Source organism: Caballeronia insecticola, from assembly GCF_000402035.1.
GTDB classification, from domain to species: domain Bacteria; phylum Pseudomonadota; class Gammaproteobacteria; order Burkholderiales; family Burkholderiaceae; genus Caballeronia; species Caballeronia insecticola.
Genome location: NC_021288.1, coordinates 73,793 through 89,996 on the forward strand (window position 1 = coordinate 73,793; position 16,204 = coordinate 89,996).

13 protein-coding genes are annotated in these 16,204 nt (G+C 63.2%); 8 read left to right on the forward strand and 5 right to left on the reverse strand.

Going from position 1 to position 16,204, the window contains the following annotated elements:
- The first annotated feature begins 91 nt into the window (after positions 1-91).
- Positions 92-1,087, forward strand: a complete 996-nt coding sequence (locus BRPE64_RS21050) for an AAA family ATPase (RefSeq protein ID WP_016346867.1) — start codon at positions 92-94, stop codon at positions 1,085-1,087.
- Positions 1,084-2,817, forward strand: coding sequence for a cobaltochelatase CobT-related protein (locus tag BRPE64_RS21055; protein WP_016346868.1), 1,734 nt, complete (start codon positions 1,084-1,086; stop codon positions 2,815-2,817). Before BRPE64_RS21050 ends, BRPE64_RS21055 begins: the two co-directional genes overlap by 4 nt.
- On the opposite strand, the gene BRPE64_RS21060 is transcribed toward BRPE64_RS21055, so the two are convergent.
- The 4 genes from BRPE64_RS21060 to BRPE64_RS21075 are packed head-to-tail and all read right to left on the reverse strand — an operon-like array spanning position 2,764 to position 6,987.
- Positions 2,764-3,711, reverse strand: a complete 948-nt coding sequence (locus BRPE64_RS21060) for a CobW family GTP-binding protein (protein WP_051180512.1) — start codon at positions 3,709-3,711, stop codon at positions 2,764-2,766. The genes BRPE64_RS21055 and BRPE64_RS21060 overlap by 54 nt on opposite strands.
- Positions 3,708-5,363 carry an amidohydrolase gene (locus BRPE64_RS21065; RefSeq protein ID WP_016346869.1) on the reverse strand — a complete coding sequence of 552 codons (1,656 nt, stop codon included), beginning with the start codon at positions 5,361-5,363 and terminating at the stop codon, positions 3,708-3,710. The genes BRPE64_RS21060 and BRPE64_RS21065 overlap by 4 nt, the downstream gene beginning before the upstream one ends.
- On the reverse strand, positions 5,360-6,763 hold the full coding sequence (locus tag BRPE64_RS21070; RefSeq protein WP_016346870.1) for a sodium:solute symporter family protein: 1,404 nt from the start codon (positions 6,761-6,763) through the stop codon (positions 5,360-5,362). The genes BRPE64_RS21065 and BRPE64_RS21070 overlap by 4 nt, the downstream gene beginning before the upstream one ends.
- Positions 6,764-6,777: 14 nt before the next feature.
- Positions 6,778-6,987, reverse strand: a complete 210-nt coding sequence (locus BRPE64_RS21075; RefSeq protein WP_016346871.1) for a DUF3311 domain-containing protein — start codon at positions 6,985-6,987, stop codon at positions 6,778-6,780.
- Positions 6,988-7,234: 247 nt separating this feature from the next.
- Here BRPE64_RS21075 and BRPE64_RS21080 point away from each other — a divergent pair, with 247 nt between their 5' ends.
- The 3 genes from BRPE64_RS21080 (at position 7,235) to BRPE64_RS21090 (ending at position 10,629) form a co-directional block, all read left to right on the forward strand.
- The gene (locus BRPE64_RS21080; RefSeq protein WP_016346872.1) at positions 7,235-8,668 is read left to right on the forward strand and encodes an NAD(P)/FAD-dependent oxidoreductase; all 1,434 of its coding nucleotides are present in this window, start codon (positions 7,235-7,237) and stop codon (positions 8,666-8,668) included.
- 32 nt (positions 8,669-8,700) lie between these two features.
- Complete coding sequence (locus tag BRPE64_RS21085; RefSeq protein WP_016346873.1) at positions 8,701-9,090, forward strand: nuclear transport factor 2 family protein; 390 nt, start codon at positions 8,701-8,703, stop codon at positions 9,088-9,090.
- Positions 9,091-9,189: 99 nt separating this feature from the next.
- Positions 9,190-10,629 carry an amino acid permease gene (locus BRPE64_RS21090; protein WP_016346874.1) on the forward strand — a complete coding sequence of 480 codons (1,440 nt, stop codon included), beginning with the start codon at positions 9,190-9,192 and terminating at the stop codon, positions 10,627-10,629.
- Positions 10,630-10,685: 56 nt separating this feature from the next.
- Here BRPE64_RS21090 and BRPE64_RS21095 read toward each other — a convergent pair whose 3' ends face one another.
- The gene (locus BRPE64_RS21095) at positions 10,686-11,447 is read right to left on the reverse strand and encodes an IclR family transcriptional regulator (RefSeq protein WP_016346875.1); all 762 of its coding nucleotides are present in this window, start codon (positions 11,445-11,447) and stop codon (positions 10,686-10,688) included.
- 206 nt (positions 11,448-11,653) lie between these two features.
- On the opposite strand from BRPE64_RS21095, the gene sauS reads away from it, so the two are divergent.
- The 3 genes from sauS (at position 11,654) to BRPE64_RS21110 (ending at position 16,156) form a co-directional block, all read left to right on the forward strand.
- Entirely contained in the window at positions 11,654-13,117 is a 1,464-nt protein-coding gene (sauS, locus tag BRPE64_RS21100) for an acylating sulfoacetaldehyde dehydrogenase (RefSeq protein ID WP_044042828.1), read from the forward strand.
- Entirely contained in the window at positions 13,114-14,751 is a 1,638-nt protein-coding gene (locus BRPE64_RS21105; RefSeq protein WP_016346877.1) for an AMP-binding protein, read from the forward strand. The genes sauS and BRPE64_RS21105 overlap by 4 nt, the downstream gene beginning before the upstream one ends.
- Positions 14,752-14,866: 115 nt before the next feature.
- Positions 14,867-16,156, forward strand: a complete 1,290-nt coding sequence (locus BRPE64_RS21110) for an MFS transporter (RefSeq protein WP_051180535.1) — start codon at positions 14,867-14,869, stop codon at positions 16,154-16,156.
- Positions 16,157-16,204 lie beyond the last annotated feature (48 nt).

Consider the following 16,204-nt stretch of genomic DNA (forward strand, 5'->3'; position numbering starts at 1 on the left):
TAGGCCGAATGGATAAAAATAAACGAAATAATTTGTTCCGAAAAAAATTCACAGCTATCATGAGCGTTCGGCACTGGGAGACGAATGCATCATGATGCGCGAAACATGGATGGACGAGCCGGACCGGAAAGTGTCCGTGCGCACGCTGTATGGCATCGATACGGACCTGCAGGTGCCCGCATTCAGCACACGCGATCCGCACGTTCCGGAAATCGATGACGCGTATCGCTTCAATCCGGAAGTGACGATGGCGATCCTGGCAGGCTTCGCCTACAACCGTCGCGTGATGGTGCAAGGGCTGCACGGTACGGGCAAGTCGACGCATATCGAACAGGTGGCGGCGCGGCTCAACTGGCCGTGTATGCGCGTGAATCTCGACGGCCACGTGAGCAGGCTCGATCTCGTCGGCAAGGACGCGATCGTCGTGCGGGACGACGTTCAGGTCACCGAGTTTCAGGAAGGCATCGTTCCTTGGGCGCTTCAGCGGCCGATTGCGCTCGTGTTCGACGAGTACGACGCGGGCCGCCCCGACGTGATGTTCGTGATCCAGCGCATTCTGGAACGCGAAGGCAGTTTCACGCTGCTCGACCAGAACCGCGTGATCCAGCCGCATCGTTTTTTTCGCCTGTTCGCGACGACCAACACGATAGGCCTCGGCAATTTGAACGGCATGTATCACGGCACGCAGATGCTGAATCACGCGCAGATCGACCGCTGGAACGTGGTCGCGACACTCAATTATTTGTCGCGGGAAGAAGAGGCGCGCATCGTGCTCGCGCGTGTGCCGCAGTTCGATCACGACGCGGGCCGCGCGCTCGTCGATTCCATGGTGAGCATGGCCGGGCTCACGCGACGCGGCTTCCAGTCCGGCGATCTCTCGACGCTGATGTCGCCGCGCACCGTCATCAACTGGGCGGAAAACTGCGAGGTCTTCCGCGATGTGAAGCTCGCGCTGCGTCTCACTTTCCTGAACAAATGCGACGAAGCGGAACGGCCGATCGTCGCGGAATATTTTCAGCGCGCGTTCGGCGATGAACTCGAAACGCCGTCGCAATGGCATACGGAAAGCGAGGGGCCCGCGAAATGAGCGGCCCGCGCGAGCTTGCACGGCGCGATGCGCTGTGCGCGGCAACCGTTCGTGCGTTGACGGGCGATGGCGCGCTGCATTATCGAGGCGGCAGGTTGTATCGCCATTTGCAGCCGGTTGCGTTGCAGGCGCCGCATTTACGCGGCGAACGCCGGGACGACGAGCCGCTCGCATCGACGCGCGGTGCGGCGGATGCGTCGGCGCTGCGCATCGCGCATTCGGATGCGGCGCGGCATCGTGAATCGATGCCGGACGATCCGGTCGCGCGTGTGATCTTCGAGATGCTCGAACAATTGCGCTGCGAAACGCTCGCGCCCGCCGGCATGGAAGGCGTGCGGCGCAACGTGCAGCATCGCTTCGATGCGTGGTCGCGCGCGTGCCATGAAGCCGGACTGCTCGACAGCGACATCGGTCTGTTGATCTACACGGTCGCGCAAATGGCGGCCTCGCGTCTTTCCGGGCATGCCGTGCTCGAACAGACCGAAGGACTGATCGAAGCGACGCGCGCGGCGCTCGCGCCATCGCTCGGCGTTGCGCTGGCAGGACTGCGGCGGCATCGCGGCGATCAACGCGCGTATGCGGTCCATGCGCTCGATATCGCGCGTCGCATCGGCGCGATGGTGCGCGATGTGCGGCATGCGTTCGTCGAGCACAATGCATCGTCCGACGACGACGATGAAGAAGCCGCGCGCACGATGCTCGGCACATGGTTCGATATCGACGACGAAGAGGGCGAACTCGAACGGCTTGCGCTCGCGATGAGCGGTGAGAGCAGTGCGCGCGAAGCATCGGGCGAAGCGTACCGCGTGTTCACGAAGCGCTACGACGAGACCATCCGCCCGGCCACACGCATTCGAGCCGCGCTGCTGCGCGAATATCGCGAGCGCCTCGACGATCTGATCGCCGCGAGACATATCAACGTGCCGCGACTCGCACGCATGCTGCAGGCTTCGATAGCGATGCCGCGCCGCGATGGCTGGTCGTTCGGCGAGGAAGACGGCCGCATCGACGGACGGCGTCTCGCGCAAGTGGTCGCATCGCCGGGCGAGCGACGCGTGTTCAGGCGCGAACGCGAACGGCCGAATGCGGACTGCGCGGTGAGCTTCGTGATCGATTGCTCGGGCTCGATGAAGGCAAGCATCGAACCGGTTGCCGTGATGATCGATGTGCTCGTGCGCGCGCTCGGCATGGCAAGCGTCGCGACCGAAGTGCTCGGCTTCACGACCGGTGCATGGAACGGCGGACGCGCGAAGCTCGACTGGCAGGCCCGGGGCAAGCCGAAGTATCCGGGGCGGCTCAACGAAGCGTGCCACATGATATTCAAGGAAGGCGATGCGAGCTGGCGTGTCGCGCGCGGCGATATTGCCGCGCTTTTCAAGGCCGATCTGTTTCGCGAAGGCATCGACGGCGAAGCGCTCGACTGGGCTTGCGCGCGACTGCTTGCGCGCGATGAAGCGCGACGCATCGTCGTCGTCATTTCGGATGGCAGCCCGATGGACAGTGCAACCGCGCAGGCCAACGACGCGAATTACCTCGACCAGCATTTGCGCGAAGTCGTCGACAAGCACGAGACGGCGCGCAAGGTGGAAGTGCTCGGGCTCGGCGTTGGGCTCGATCTGAGCCCGTATTATCGGCATCACTTTGCCGTCGATCTATCCGTGCCGCCGGATATGACGCTATTCGCGAAGCTCGCCGCATGGCTCGGTGCGCGCCGCAGAAGCCGCACCTAACGCGCGCTCGATCTCGTCCGCATCGAGCAGGCCGATCACCACGATCTGCGTGTCTGAAACATCGATATCGCGGCGCGGCGTGATATGCCATCGCCTGCCGACGACATGAATCTCCGCGCAGGCGCCATCGCTGAAACGCACGAAACCCTTTGCCCGCAGGAGCCGATCGGAAAACGACGCACACGCCGCTTTGAGCTTCGCCCGATCGAAACATTCACCGGAGCGAAACGTGAAGCTGCGCAGTGTTTCGGGAAGATGACGCGATGGCATGAATGCGTGCGGTTTGATGCGTTCGCGATATGCCGCATCTTCGCTGAAAAACAACGCACCGGGCACCTTACCTCGATCGCCTTCAAACACGATGCGCGTATGTGCGAGCGCCATGACGCGAGCGCGCGCGGTGTGCGCCGCCGCTTCGTCGAGAAGATCGGTCTTGGTCAATACGATCGAAGTCGCGCTTTCTATCTGCCGCCGCGCGATATCGCCGATATACGCATTCGCGAGCGTGTCCTCGATGCGTTCCGCATCCACCGCCACGACGATGCCCTGCAAACGAAACGCGCGATCGAGCATGCCGACTTGCGCGATGCGCAGCGGATCCGACACGCCGCTCGCTTCGATCACGAGCAGATCAGGCCGCACGTCGCGCGCGCCGATATCGATGAGCGTCTCCATCAGCTTGCCGCCGATCGAGCAGCACACGCAGCCGTTCTCCAGGCCGATCACATCGTCGCTGCGCTCGCGGATCAGCGCGGCATCGATATTGATCGCGCCGAAGTCGTTGACCAGCACCGTGACGCGGCGGCCTTGCGTGTTGGTCAAGAGCGCGTTGATGAGCGTCGTCTTGCCCGCACCGAGATAGCCGCCGATGACGGCGAGCGGAATCGGCGTCATGATGCAGGTGCCTGAAACACGCGGCCGCCGAGTATCGTGCCCCACACGTGCAGGCGCCCAAGACGCTCTTGCGGAACCTCGCGCGGATCTTCATCGAGCACGGCGAAGTCCGCGAACTTGCCCACTTCGATGCTGCCGATCACATCGTCCATACCGATGGTATGCGCCGCGCCGAGCGTGATCGCGCGCAATGCATCGGCTACGCTCAGACGTTCCGCTTCACCCAACACGCGTCCCGAGGCCGTCTCGCGCTGCACCGCGCACCACGCAGTAAAGAGCGGATTGAGCTGCGTGATCGGCGCATCCGAGTGCAGACCGAACGTGATGCCGAGCGCGTTCGCCGTGCCCGCCGCGTTCATGCGGTTCGCACGATCGGCGCCCATGGTTTGCATGTAGTGCGCATCGCCCCAGTAATAGATGTGGTTCGAAAAGAAGTTCACGCACATGCCGAGACGCGCGGCGCGTGCGAGTTGCCGCGCATCGGCCATCTGGCAATGCTGCAGCGTATGCCGATGATCCGCGCGCGGATGGCGACTCACGATCGTTTCGATTGCATCGAGCACGAGTTCGGTGGCTTCGTCGCCGTTCGTGTGGATATGCAGTTGCAGACCGGCGAGATGGAAGGGCAGGAAGGTCTCGACAAACTGTTCCGGCGGAATCAGCCACAAGCCGTTCGGTTTGCCGTTCACATAACCCGGCCAGCGCAGGCGCGCGGTGAAGCCTTGAATCGAACCGTCGACGATGAATTTCACCGGCCCGAAGCGCAGCTTGTCGGAGTTGAGTTCGATTGCTTCGAGCACGCGCGCCGGGCCGCCTTCAGGATTGCGCTGCGGCCCGAACGCGGGCACGAGGCGAATCGGAAAGCGCGCGTCGCGCGTCACTTCGACGAGGTTGCGCATGCCCTGGTCGGAGAGATCGTTGAGCAGGTCGGTGGCCGTCGTCACGCCCGCGAGTTGCGCGACACGACCGAACGCGCGGATCGCATCCGGATTGTCGCTCGCGGAAAGCGAGAGCTTCGCGCCGATCACGCGATACACCGGAAACATCGCAGCGAACTCCTGCAACTCACCGGTGAGCTTGCCGTGCGCATCTTTTACGATGCCGTCGACATCCGTGTCTTCATCGATGCCCGCGACGTCGAGCATCGGCGAATTCACGTTCATCAGATGCACGCTCGCATGCAGGATGGCGATCGGGCGTGTTGCCGATACGCGATCGAGTTGCGTGACAGTCAGGCGCTCGCTGCCGAAGAAGATCGGATCGAAGCCCCAGGCGAGCAAGGGCGCGGCGGGGTCGTCGAGTTCGCGCTGCGCGTCCTGCAATCGCTCGATCACTGCGTCGAGCGATTGCAGACCGGGCCAGCGCGTGCCGTCCGGGCCACGGCGCTCGTAGTAGCCGACATAGACCGCGCTCCACATGGCACCTTCCATCAAATGCGAGTGGCCTTCGACGAGACCCGGCATCAGCACTTTGTCGGCGAAGGTCGTGTCGGGTTCGGCGCCGGTCCATTGACGCATGTCGTCGAGCGTGCCGACGGAGAGAATTTTGCCGTCGCGGATCGCCACATGCGTGGCGACGGGCTGTTGCGGATTCATCGTCACGATTCTGCGTGCGACGAGCACTTTGACTGCGTTGTTGTCGGTGTGGGTCATGAGTCGTTCGAGTGGATCAGATCGGCGTGAACATGCTTGCGGCCCGCGCCAGGATTCGCGAGAAACACGACGAGCACATTCGCCGCGAGACACACGAGGCCGAGGTTCAGGCCCGCGATATCGACGTTCAACGCGTACAGGACAACCGCGAGCACTTGTCCGACGAGCAACCCTGAAGCGATCGCACGCGCGCTCACGCGCAGGCCGAACACGATGGCGATCACGCCGGGGAAGAACTGCGTGACGCCGTAGTACGTCATGTTGATGAGCGTGAGCATGAGATTGGGCGTCGCGAGCGTCATGCCGATAGAGAGCAGCAGATACAGGCCGATCACCACTTTTGCGCTGGCCTTCTGGCGCGTCTCCGGCATGTTCGGCAGCAGATTGCGCGTGACCACCGGGCCGATCGCAAGGCAGATGCCCGCGAGCACCAAGAGCCCCGAGAGTGACGCGCCCGCCGCGACCAGACCGACGAGCCACGGCGGCAGCAGATGCACGACAGCGGTAAAGAACGCTTCGTTGGGCGAGCCGAGCGGCACGTTCTGCGCGATTGCATAGTACGACGCGACCACGAGGAACGGATACATCAGCATGTAGAGCGGCATCACGACCTGCGAGCGACGGATCGTGTTGGCGCTCTTCGCGGTGAAGAAATTCTGAATGGCGAACGGCATCACGTAGAAGCCGAGCGACTGGAACAGCATCGTGCTCATCGAGAAGGTGAGTTGATGCGCGTTCATCGCGTTCGATACGTGCTGGCTCGCTGCCCTGAACACCGGCTCGACGCCCGCTTCCCATGCCACCGCCACGCCCGTAATGACGATGGCCGCCACCATCAGGATGTCCTTCAAAATCGCGATATACGCCGACGCACGCACGCCGGCAATCGCGATATAGGCGAACGCGAGCAGCGCCGAGATCATGATGAGATAGACGGGATTGAAGTTCCAGCCCAGACCCTTGAGCGCGGCGACCAGGCCGGTGAACTGCAACTGACCCCAGGGCAGCAGAAACACGAGCGCAGAAATTGCAACGATCAGTTCCAGTCCGCGGCTCGCGAAGTGTCCCTTGAAGAGATCCGGCAAGGTGATCGCGTTATACCGCTTGCCCGCCTCCCAGATTTTCGGTCCGACGAAATAACCGATCGGGTAGGCGAGCAGGATATAGCCGAGGAACCACACGCCGTAGGTCGGCCCTTTCGCGTAGATGCCGCCGGGAAACCCGACCATCGTGCCGATGCTGTAGATTTCGCCCGCCGCGAGAAAGAATACGAGCCACGCGCCGAACTGGCGCGACGCGACGAAGAAGTCATGCACGCTCTGCGAGCCGCGTCCCTTGCCCGCGCGTATCGCCAGCCACAGCGACAGCGCAATGAAGCCCAGAAATACCGTGGAAGCCATGCTGACTTTCTCCTCTATGCGCCGCGCGGCTCGCGCCGTTCAGCTTTTTTGTCGAACAAGATCCAGCACAGTTGCAGACAAACGGACGTCAGGACGAACCAGCCGAAAATCCACGCGTAAATAAACGGAATGCCGAGCACGTAGAAATCGTTCGACGCAGCCCACGGCAGCAAGCCGACGACGCCGATAAAAGGCAAACCGAGTCCGATCAGGACTTTGAGCATGGTCCACTCCGTATGATCATTGGCTCCGCGCGAGAACCGATCTGCGCGGGAGGAAGGTGATTCGGTCCAGTATGGCCAAACAAAATTGACCGGGCGTAGTGCCAGAAACGGCCATTCGCTAGGGCCAGAAAATTCAAAAAATCACGGTGCAGCACATGCCGCCCTGGCACTAACGATGGTTTCGGCCTGGTACTAAGCGGCAAAAAAAGTTCGGTGCAGTATGAGGGTACTTTCCAAGGAGTTATCGGTGGCTACTCTCGATTTCGCTGCGCCGGCCCTTCGTGGCGCGTGCGCCCCATACGATCCGCTCTACGATCCGCTCGTTTCGCCCATCGGCCGCGAGGCGATGAATTACGCGCCTACCTACTGGGTGGCGACAGCAGGCGAGCCGCCCGAAGACGACGGCCCCTTGCCCGGCGATGCCGATGTCGACGTGCTGATTGTCGGCGCGGGATTCACCGGTCTATCCACCGCGCTCTTTCTGGCCCGCGAGCATGGCATCCGCGCAATGGTCGTCGATGCGAACCGCACCGCGTGGGGCTGCACGAGCCGCAACGGCGGCCAGGGGCAGAACGCGAGCGGCCGTCTCTACAGGTCGCAATGGATCGAACGCTGGGGCAAGCAGACGGCGCTCAAGCTCGATGCCGAGATTCGCGAAGGCTTCGACACGTTCAAGCGGCTGATCGGCGAATTCGCGTGCGATCCGCAGCCGGGCGGGCATTTGTATATCGCGCATCGGGCACGCAAGATGGACTTCCTCACCAACGAGTGCAGGGTCATGCGCGATGTCTTCGGCTACGACACGCGCATGCTGAGCGCGAAGGAAGTCGCGCAATCGTATGTCGACGATCGCGAGAGCTGCGGCGCGTTGCTCGAACCCGATGGTATCGGCGTGCATCCGCTCAAGCTCGCGTTCGGCTATCTGCGCATGGCGCGCTCGCTCGGCGTGAAGGTGCATCCGGGTACGCCTGTACTCAATGTCGAAACGATTCGCGGCGTGCATCACGTGCGCACGCCGCGCGGTGTGATTCGCGCCAAGGCCGTGGCGTTCGCGACAGGCGGCTATACGCGCAACGACATGCATCGCACGCTCGACGCGAAGATCATGCCGATTCTTTCGAACTCGCTCGTGACGCGCCCGCTCACGCAGGAAGAACTGACGGCGACGGGCTTTCGCACGCGTCAGGTCATCACCGATACGCGCACGCTGCGCTTCTACTATCGGCTGCTGCCGGATAACCGCGTGCAGATCGGCAGCCGCAGCGCGATCACCGGCGCGGATGCATCGAACCCGCGGCATATGGACGTGCTGATCGAAGGCCTGCATCGCAAGTTTCCGTCGCTCAAGGGTATTCGTATCGATTATTCGTGGTGGGGCTGGGTCGACGTGAGCCACGACATGATGCCGCGCGTCGCACAGCCCGATCCGCAGCAGAGCATCTTTTACGCGGTCGGCTATGGCGGCAACGGCGTGTCGTTTTCCGCGCATGCGGGACGGCGTCTTGCCGAGCGCGTCGCGGGCAAGTGGCAGCACAGTCGCGACGATCTGCCGATCTACGATTCCGCGCTCGAATATCCGAACGTGATGGGCAAGGTGCGATGGAAGGGCTTCGCGCCGTTTCGCCGCGTCGGCCAACGCTTCCTCTATCACAAGTATCTGGCGCAGGACGAGAAGCGCTGAACCCTTTCTCAACACACTGACAACATCGACACATGAGCACTCAAACGAATCAGGATTACCTCGGCCTCTTGCAGACGTTCAACGATGCATGGAACCGTCACGACCTCGACGCATTGATGGACTGCATGGCGGACGAATGCGTCTTTCACGGCGTGGCCGGACCCGATGCGCTGGGCCGCACGTTCCGCGGTCGCGATGACGTGCGCCGTGGTTTCGCGCTCGCGTGGGAAACGTTCCCCGATGCATCGTGGAAGGACGGCGAGCATTTCGTGAGCGGCGAGCGCGGCGTATCGGAATCGACGTTTCGCGGAACGAAGACGGATGGCGCGCGCATCGAGGCACGCATGGTGGATGTCTTTACGTTCAGGGACGGCAAGATCGCGGTGAAGAACGCGTATCGCAAGGATCGCCCCGCGCTTTGACGCATGAAGGAGACCGGCAGGACATAACGCAATGACATGCGCGACTCGCGGGCCATGCACTCGCGGGCGCAATCGACTAAAGCAGATTCAGGAGACGACATGCATTCGAACACGGACAAAGGCGATCTCAAATGCGGCCTCAAGCAGCGCCACATGACGATGATCGCGCTGGGCGGCGTCATAGGCGCCGGGCTTTTCGTCGGCAGCGGTGTGGTGATCCAGCAGGCAGGGCCCGCCGCGATTCTCTCGTTCCTCATTACCGGCGGTCTCGTGGTGCTCGTCATGCGCATGCTCGGCGAGATGGCTTGCGCGATGCCCACCGTCGGATCGTTCTATGAATACGCACGGCTGGCGTTCAAGACTCAACGCGGGCCCGGACGTCTCGCCGGCTTTCTGACGGGCTGGATGTACTGGTATTTCTGGGTCATCGTGATTGCGCTCGAAGCGGTCGCGGGCGCCAAGCTCGTGCAGTTCTGGATACCCGATGTGCCCGCGTGGATCATCAGCCTCGTGCTGCTCGTCGTGCTCACCCTGACGAACCTGATCTCGGTTGCGAGCTATGGCGAGTTCGAGTTCTGGTTTTCGTCGATCAAGGTCGGCGCGATCGTCGTGTTTCTGTTTCTCGGCGGTCTCTATGTGTGCGGCTTGTGGCCCGCATCGATGCACACGACCGATGTCGCCACGACCTTCCTCGGACACGGCGGCTTCATGCCCAAAGGTATCGGACCGGTGATGACGGGCGCCGTGGCCGCGACAGGCTTCTACTTCGGCGCGGAGATCGTGACCATTGCGGCCGCTGAGGCGAAGGAACCGGCGCGCGCCGTCGCGAAGGCGACCAATTCGGTCATCACGCGCGTGCTGGTGTTCTACGTCGGCTCGGTTGCGCTGGTGGTCGCGCTGGTGCCGTGGAATTCGCATCAGATGGCGACGCCCTACGTGAGCGCGCTCGAAGTGATGGGCATGCCCGCCGCGGCCAACGTGATGAACGGGATCGTGCTGACCGCCGTGCTCTCCGCGCTCAATTCGGGGCTGTATGCCGCCTCGCGCATGCTGTTTGCATTGACGCGTCACGGCGACGCGCCGCTCGGTCTCGCGAAGGTGAACAAGCGCGGCGTGCCGGTGCGCGCCATTCTGCTCGGCACGGTGTTCGGCTATGTGTCCGTGGTGATGTCGTACATTTCGCCGGACACGGTCTTTGCGTTTCTCGTCAATTCGTACGGCACGGTGGCGATCTTCGTGTATCTGCTGATCGCGTTCTCGCAACTGCGCCTGCGCAGCCGCATGACGAGCTTCGAGGCGAACGACCTGCGCGTGCGCATGTGGGGATTTCCCTATCTGACGTGGCTGGCGATCATCGGGATGATGGCGATTCTCATCGCGATGGCCTTCATTCCCGATCAGCGCAAGCCGCTTTGGCTGGGTGTGGCGAGTCTCGGGATTCTGATCGTCGCGTATATCGTGTTCAAGCGCGGCCGCCAGGAGATCGAGAGCGATGCGGACGAACACACGACGCAGCATCTGCAAACCGTCGAACGATAAAAAACGGAACGCGTGCCGGTTTGTTGCATCGCAAACCGGCGTTCATTTCCGTAGATTCATTCCCTGAACGTTCTGGCCGTTTCCTCGGCGGCGCGGCGCAGATCGGGTTCGAACGCGAGCAGTTGATCGAGCCCGATGCGTCCCACCGGCGCCTGAATGGCGATGGCCGCGCACGCGCGATTGCGGTCGAGCATCACCGGCACCGCAATCGCGACCATGCCTTGCAAATGCTCTTGGTCATTGATGGCGAGCATGCGGCGGCGCGTCATGGCGAGTTCGCGGCGCAGCACGTCGCGGTCGGTGATCGTGCGCTCGGAGTAGGAGCGCAGCGGCATGCGCTCGATCATGCGTTCGCGCCGTTCCTTCGGCAGAAAACTGAGCAGCAGTTTGCCGCTCGCCGAGCAATGCAGCGGCACATGCGAGCCCGGCTGCAAGTGCATGCGCAGCGGCCAGCCGGTTTCCACGCGATCCACGTAGACGACGTCGTTGCCGGCGAGCATCGTCAGATTGCAGGTTTCGCCGACGCGCGTCACGAGCTGTTCGAGCAGCGCATGACGCGCCGCAGCGGGGCCGGCATGCATCAGCACGTTGATGGCGAGCGTGCGCACGCGCGCCGAGCATTCGTAGAGCTTGTCGCTTGCGCCGCGTGTCACGAGCCAGGCGTCCATCAATTGCACGAGGATGCGATGCACGGTCTGCTTCGGCAGGCCGAGCGCATCGACGAGTTCGGTCATCGATAAAGGGCGATTCGCCTCCGCGAGCGTTTCCAGCACGCGAAAGGCGCGCACGGCTGCGGCATTCGACTGATTCGACGTCACGCTGTCTCCCTCCGTGTCTCTTGCGTTTGGTTTTCATTGTGCGTCGAAAACACTGGATTTCGGGACTCTGGAAAGTCCCGAAATCCTGAATTTCCGATTCTGGAAATTTAGCTGCATTTATTCGTTCAGAAAACGGGACTTCGTGCCGTGCGTGGCTGGCTAGATTGGATAGCACGTTCAATCCTTCTCAAGCCGAGGCTTATCGCATGAATGATCTCGCAAGCGGCGCAACCCTCGCGCGTCCTCGCGCGCAGGCGCCGGATCCGAATGAAACCGATGTGGAGCGCGTCGTCGGCGCGCTGGTGGCGCGTGCGCGCGGCGCGCAGCGGCGTTTCGAGAACGCCGGACAGCACACGCTCGATACGGCCGTCGCCGCCGCCGCGTGGGCGATCATGGAACCGGAACGCAACCGGCAGCTCGCGGACCTGGCCGTGCGCGACACGGGACTCGGCAACGCCGACGACAAATTCCGCAAGAACTATCGCAAGACACTCGGCCTCCTGCGCGATCTGCACGGCGTCGCAACGACCGGCGTGATCGCGCGCGATGAAGCGAGCGGCATTGTCGAGATTGCGCGGGCGGTGGGGGTCGTGGCGGCGATCACGCCCTCGACGAATCCGGCCGCGACTCCCGCCAACAAGATCATCAATGCGCTCAAGTGCGGCAATGCGGTGATCGTCGCGCCTTCGCCGAAGGGCTATTCGTCGTGCGCGTTGCTGATCGGCTTCATTCACGCGGAGTTCGCCCGCGCCGGCCTCGATCCCGATCTCGTGCAGATGCTGCCGCAGCCCATCGGCAAGGCGGCCACCGCCGCGTTGATGCGTCTGTCCGATCTGGTCGTCGCCACCGGCTCGCAGGCCAACGTGCGCATGGCCTATACGAGCGGCACGCCGGCCTTCGGCGTGGGCGCGGGCAACGTTGCGTCGATCGTCACGGCGCGCGCCCGTCCCGATGATGCGGCGCGCAAGATCGCCGTGTCCAAGACATTCGATAACGCGACGAGTTGTTCATCGGAGAACAGCGTCGTGATCGAGGACGCGATCTACGCGCGCGTGCTCGATGCGCTCGCGGCGCAAGGCGGCGTATTGCTCGACGCAGCGCAAAAAGCGCAATTGCAGACGGCGATGTGGCACGACGGCAAGCTCTCGGCGCGCTGCACGGCCAAGTCCGCCGCGACGATCGCGCGTGAAGCGGGCCTCGACGATATCGCCGCACGCGAGCCGAAGTTCCTGATGGTGGAGGAGAGCGGCTACGGCGCCGGCTTTCCGTTCTCGGGCGAAAAGCTCGCGCCCGTGCTGACGGTTTATCGGGCGCGCGACATCGACGCTGCGATCGATATCGTGCGCGGCATCTACGGCTACATGGGCGCGGGCCATTCGGTCGGCGTGCACGGCGCCGACGACGCGCTCGCCGTGACGCTCGGCATGCAGTTGCCGGTTGCGCGCGTGATTGTCGATCAGGCGCATTGCCTCGCGACCGGCGGCAACTTCGACAACGGCCTGCCGTTCTCGCTCTCGATGGGCTGCGGCACCTGGGGCGGCAACAATTTTTCGGCGAATCTCGGCTACCGGCAATACCTGAACGTTACGCGCGTCGCGTACGCAATAGCGGAACGCGTACCGGATATCGATGCGTTTCTCAGCGACTATTTCGGGAGATTCGGACGATGAGCGCGCTTCCTGAACGAATCGTCTCGTTTTCCGGGATACCGCTGGAAACGTCGACGCTGCGCGCCGTCATCGACGCACGCGCCGAATACGCGCCCGGCAAACCGTTCCTGCTTTCCACCGCGCACGCCGACACGCTTACCTTCGGTGCGCTGCGTGACGACTGCCGCGCGCTCGCGGCGCGCTTCGATGCGGCAGGCCTGCGCCCCGGCGATGTCGTCTCGGTCTTCATGGGCAACGGCATCCAGACCGCGCGTCTTCTGCTCGCAGCGATGTACGGCGGACTCGTCGCCAATCCGCTGAACCTGCTGTGTCAGCCGTCGCAGGTGCGCTATATCGTCGAGCACTCGGATACGCGCGCGATCTTCGTCGCCGACGATACGCACGACACGATCGTCGAGGCGATTGCGGCGCTGCGCGCGGAAGGTATGACGCGCGAGATCGTCGTGGTGCGCACATCGCCGGATACAAGCGTGTTGCCCGATATCCCGGCGCTTTCCGCACGCGCGATGCCGCTTGCGGGTGAGGACGCGTGTCCCGGCACGCGCATCGTTGCAAACGCGACGGGCGACATCGACCCCGGCGACACGGCGCTGCTGATGTACACCTCGGGCACCACCGGCGCGCCTAAAGGCGTGTTGCTGAGCCACCGGAGCCTGCTCGCGAACATGCGCAATATCAGCGCGGAGCATCGTCTCGGCGCGGACGATCGCGTGCTCGTGTCGCTGCCGCTTTATCACATCAACGGTCTTGTCGTGGCGCTGCTGACGCCGCTGTATCACGGCGGCTCGGCGGTGATGACGCCGCGCTTTTCCGCGCGCACGTTCTGGAGCGAGGCGGCGCGTCATGGTTGCACATGGATCAATGTCGTGCCGACGATCGTCGCGTATCTGCTCGGCGGCGATGAAGCGCCGGGTCATGATCTGTCCAAGCTGAAGTTCTGCCGAAGCGCATCGGCGGCGCTGCCGGCCGATCATCATCGTGCGTTCGAGGAGCGCTTCGGCATTGGCGTCATCGAAACGATGGGAATGACGGAGACCGCCGCACCGATATTTAGTAATCCGTATGATCAGACGATGCGAAAGGTCGGCAGCATCGGCGTGCCATCGGGCGGCGAAGCGAAGATCGTCGATCTTCAGGGTCGCGAATGCGCGGCCCACGAAACCGGCGAACTGGTGTTGCGCGGCGATCAACTGATGAGCGGTTACTACAAGCGTCCCAAGGAAACTTGCGACGCCTTCACCGCCGACGGATGGCTGCGCACCGGCGACCTCGGCTATCGCGACGAAGCGGGCTTCTTCTACATCAACGGGCGCGCGAAGGAACTCATCATCAAGGGCGGCGAGAACATCGCGCCGCGTGAAATCGACGAGGCGCTGCTGCGCCATCCGGGCGTGCTCGAAGCGGCCGCGGTCGGCGTGCCCGATGCGGCTTACGGGCAGGACATCGTCGCGTTCATCGTGCCGACGGGCGGCGCGGCATCGCTCGATGTTGCCGAGTTGCGCGCGCATTGCCTGCGTGAACTCGGCCGCTACAAGACCCCGCGCGAATTCCGCTTCACCGACGCATTGCCGCGCGGACCGTCGGGCAAGGTGCAGCGCCTGAAGCTGGTTCAGATTCCGCCGCCCGCCGGATAAGTGCGCCGCACCACCGACACGAACCGACCATTCCACATCAGATGGACATGAAGGAGACAACGTGAAGAACAAGCATCGTCAGCGCGTGAAGACGCGCCATATCATTCTCGGCGTGATGTGTCTGATGTATTTCATTTCGTACATCGATCGCGTCAATATCGCCGTCGCAGGTCCGTTGATTCGGCAGGAGATGGGTCTTACGTCCATGCAGCTCGGACTCGTATTTTCCGCGTTCGCTTATCCGTACGCGGTCATGCAGATCATCGGCGGATGGCTCGCGGATCGTTTCGGACCGAAGCTCGTCCTGACCGTGCTTTCGCTGATCTGGGGCGCGGCCACGCTCGCGACGGGCTTCGCGGGCAGCATCGCCGTGCTCGTGCTGATGCGTATCGCGCTCGGTATCGGCGAAGGCGGCGCGTTTCCCACCGCAACGCGCGCCTTCACCTACTGGATGCCGGTGCACGAACGCGGCTTCGCGCAAGGCATCACGCACAGCTTCGCGCGGCTGGGCGGCGCGGTGACGCCGCCGCTCGTGCTGGCCGTGGTCGCCGCGAGCGGCTGGCGCGAGGCGTTCATCCTGCTCGGTATAGCGAGCCTCGCATGGACGGTGCTCTATCTGTTCGTGTTCACCAATTCACCCGACGAAAACCGGCGCGTGACGCCCGAGGAGACCGCGGAAATCGGCTATCGCAAGGGAGAGTGCGCGCGCGCCAGAACGCACGCGACGCCGTGGCGCAAGCTGATTCATCGCATGTGGCTCGTGACCTTCGTGGACTTCTGTTATGGCTGGCTGTTGTGGGTGTATCTGACGTGGCTGCCTTCGTATCTGAAGGAATCGCGCGGCTTCGATCTGAAGCATCTCGCGTTGTTCACCGCCTTGCCGCTGCTGGCGGGCGTGATTGGCGATACGTTGGGCGGCGTGATCTCCGACCGCATCTACAGGCTGACGGGCCGGCTGCGTCTCGCGCGTTGCAGCATTCTGGTCGTGGGGATGGGCGGCTCGCTCGCGTGCCTCGTCCCGATGATCAATGCCCCGAGCCCGATCGCGGCGGTTTGGTTCCTCACCGCGTCGTTCTTCTTCCTCGAAATCACGAATCCGGTGCTGTGGACTCTGCCGCTCGATATCGCGGGCAAATACGCAGGCACGGCGGGCGGGATGATGAACACCGGCTTCGGCGTCGCGGGGATGGTGTCGCCGGTCGCGTTCGGCTATCTGATCGAACGCACGGGCAGCTACAACGTGCCGTTCACGATCTCGGCGGGACTGCTCGCGGTGGGGGCGTTCGCGGCGCTGTTCATCGATACGAGCAAGACCGTCGAAGCCGATGAAGCGCGCGAGGCGCAGAGTCGCGAGGAGATGGGCGTGCCTGCGTTTGCGGGCGGGGCGGGGAACTGGCACAAGTGAGGCGCTGACCTCGATGTGCCATTCGCGCACACGCCGGACCGGTCTGAA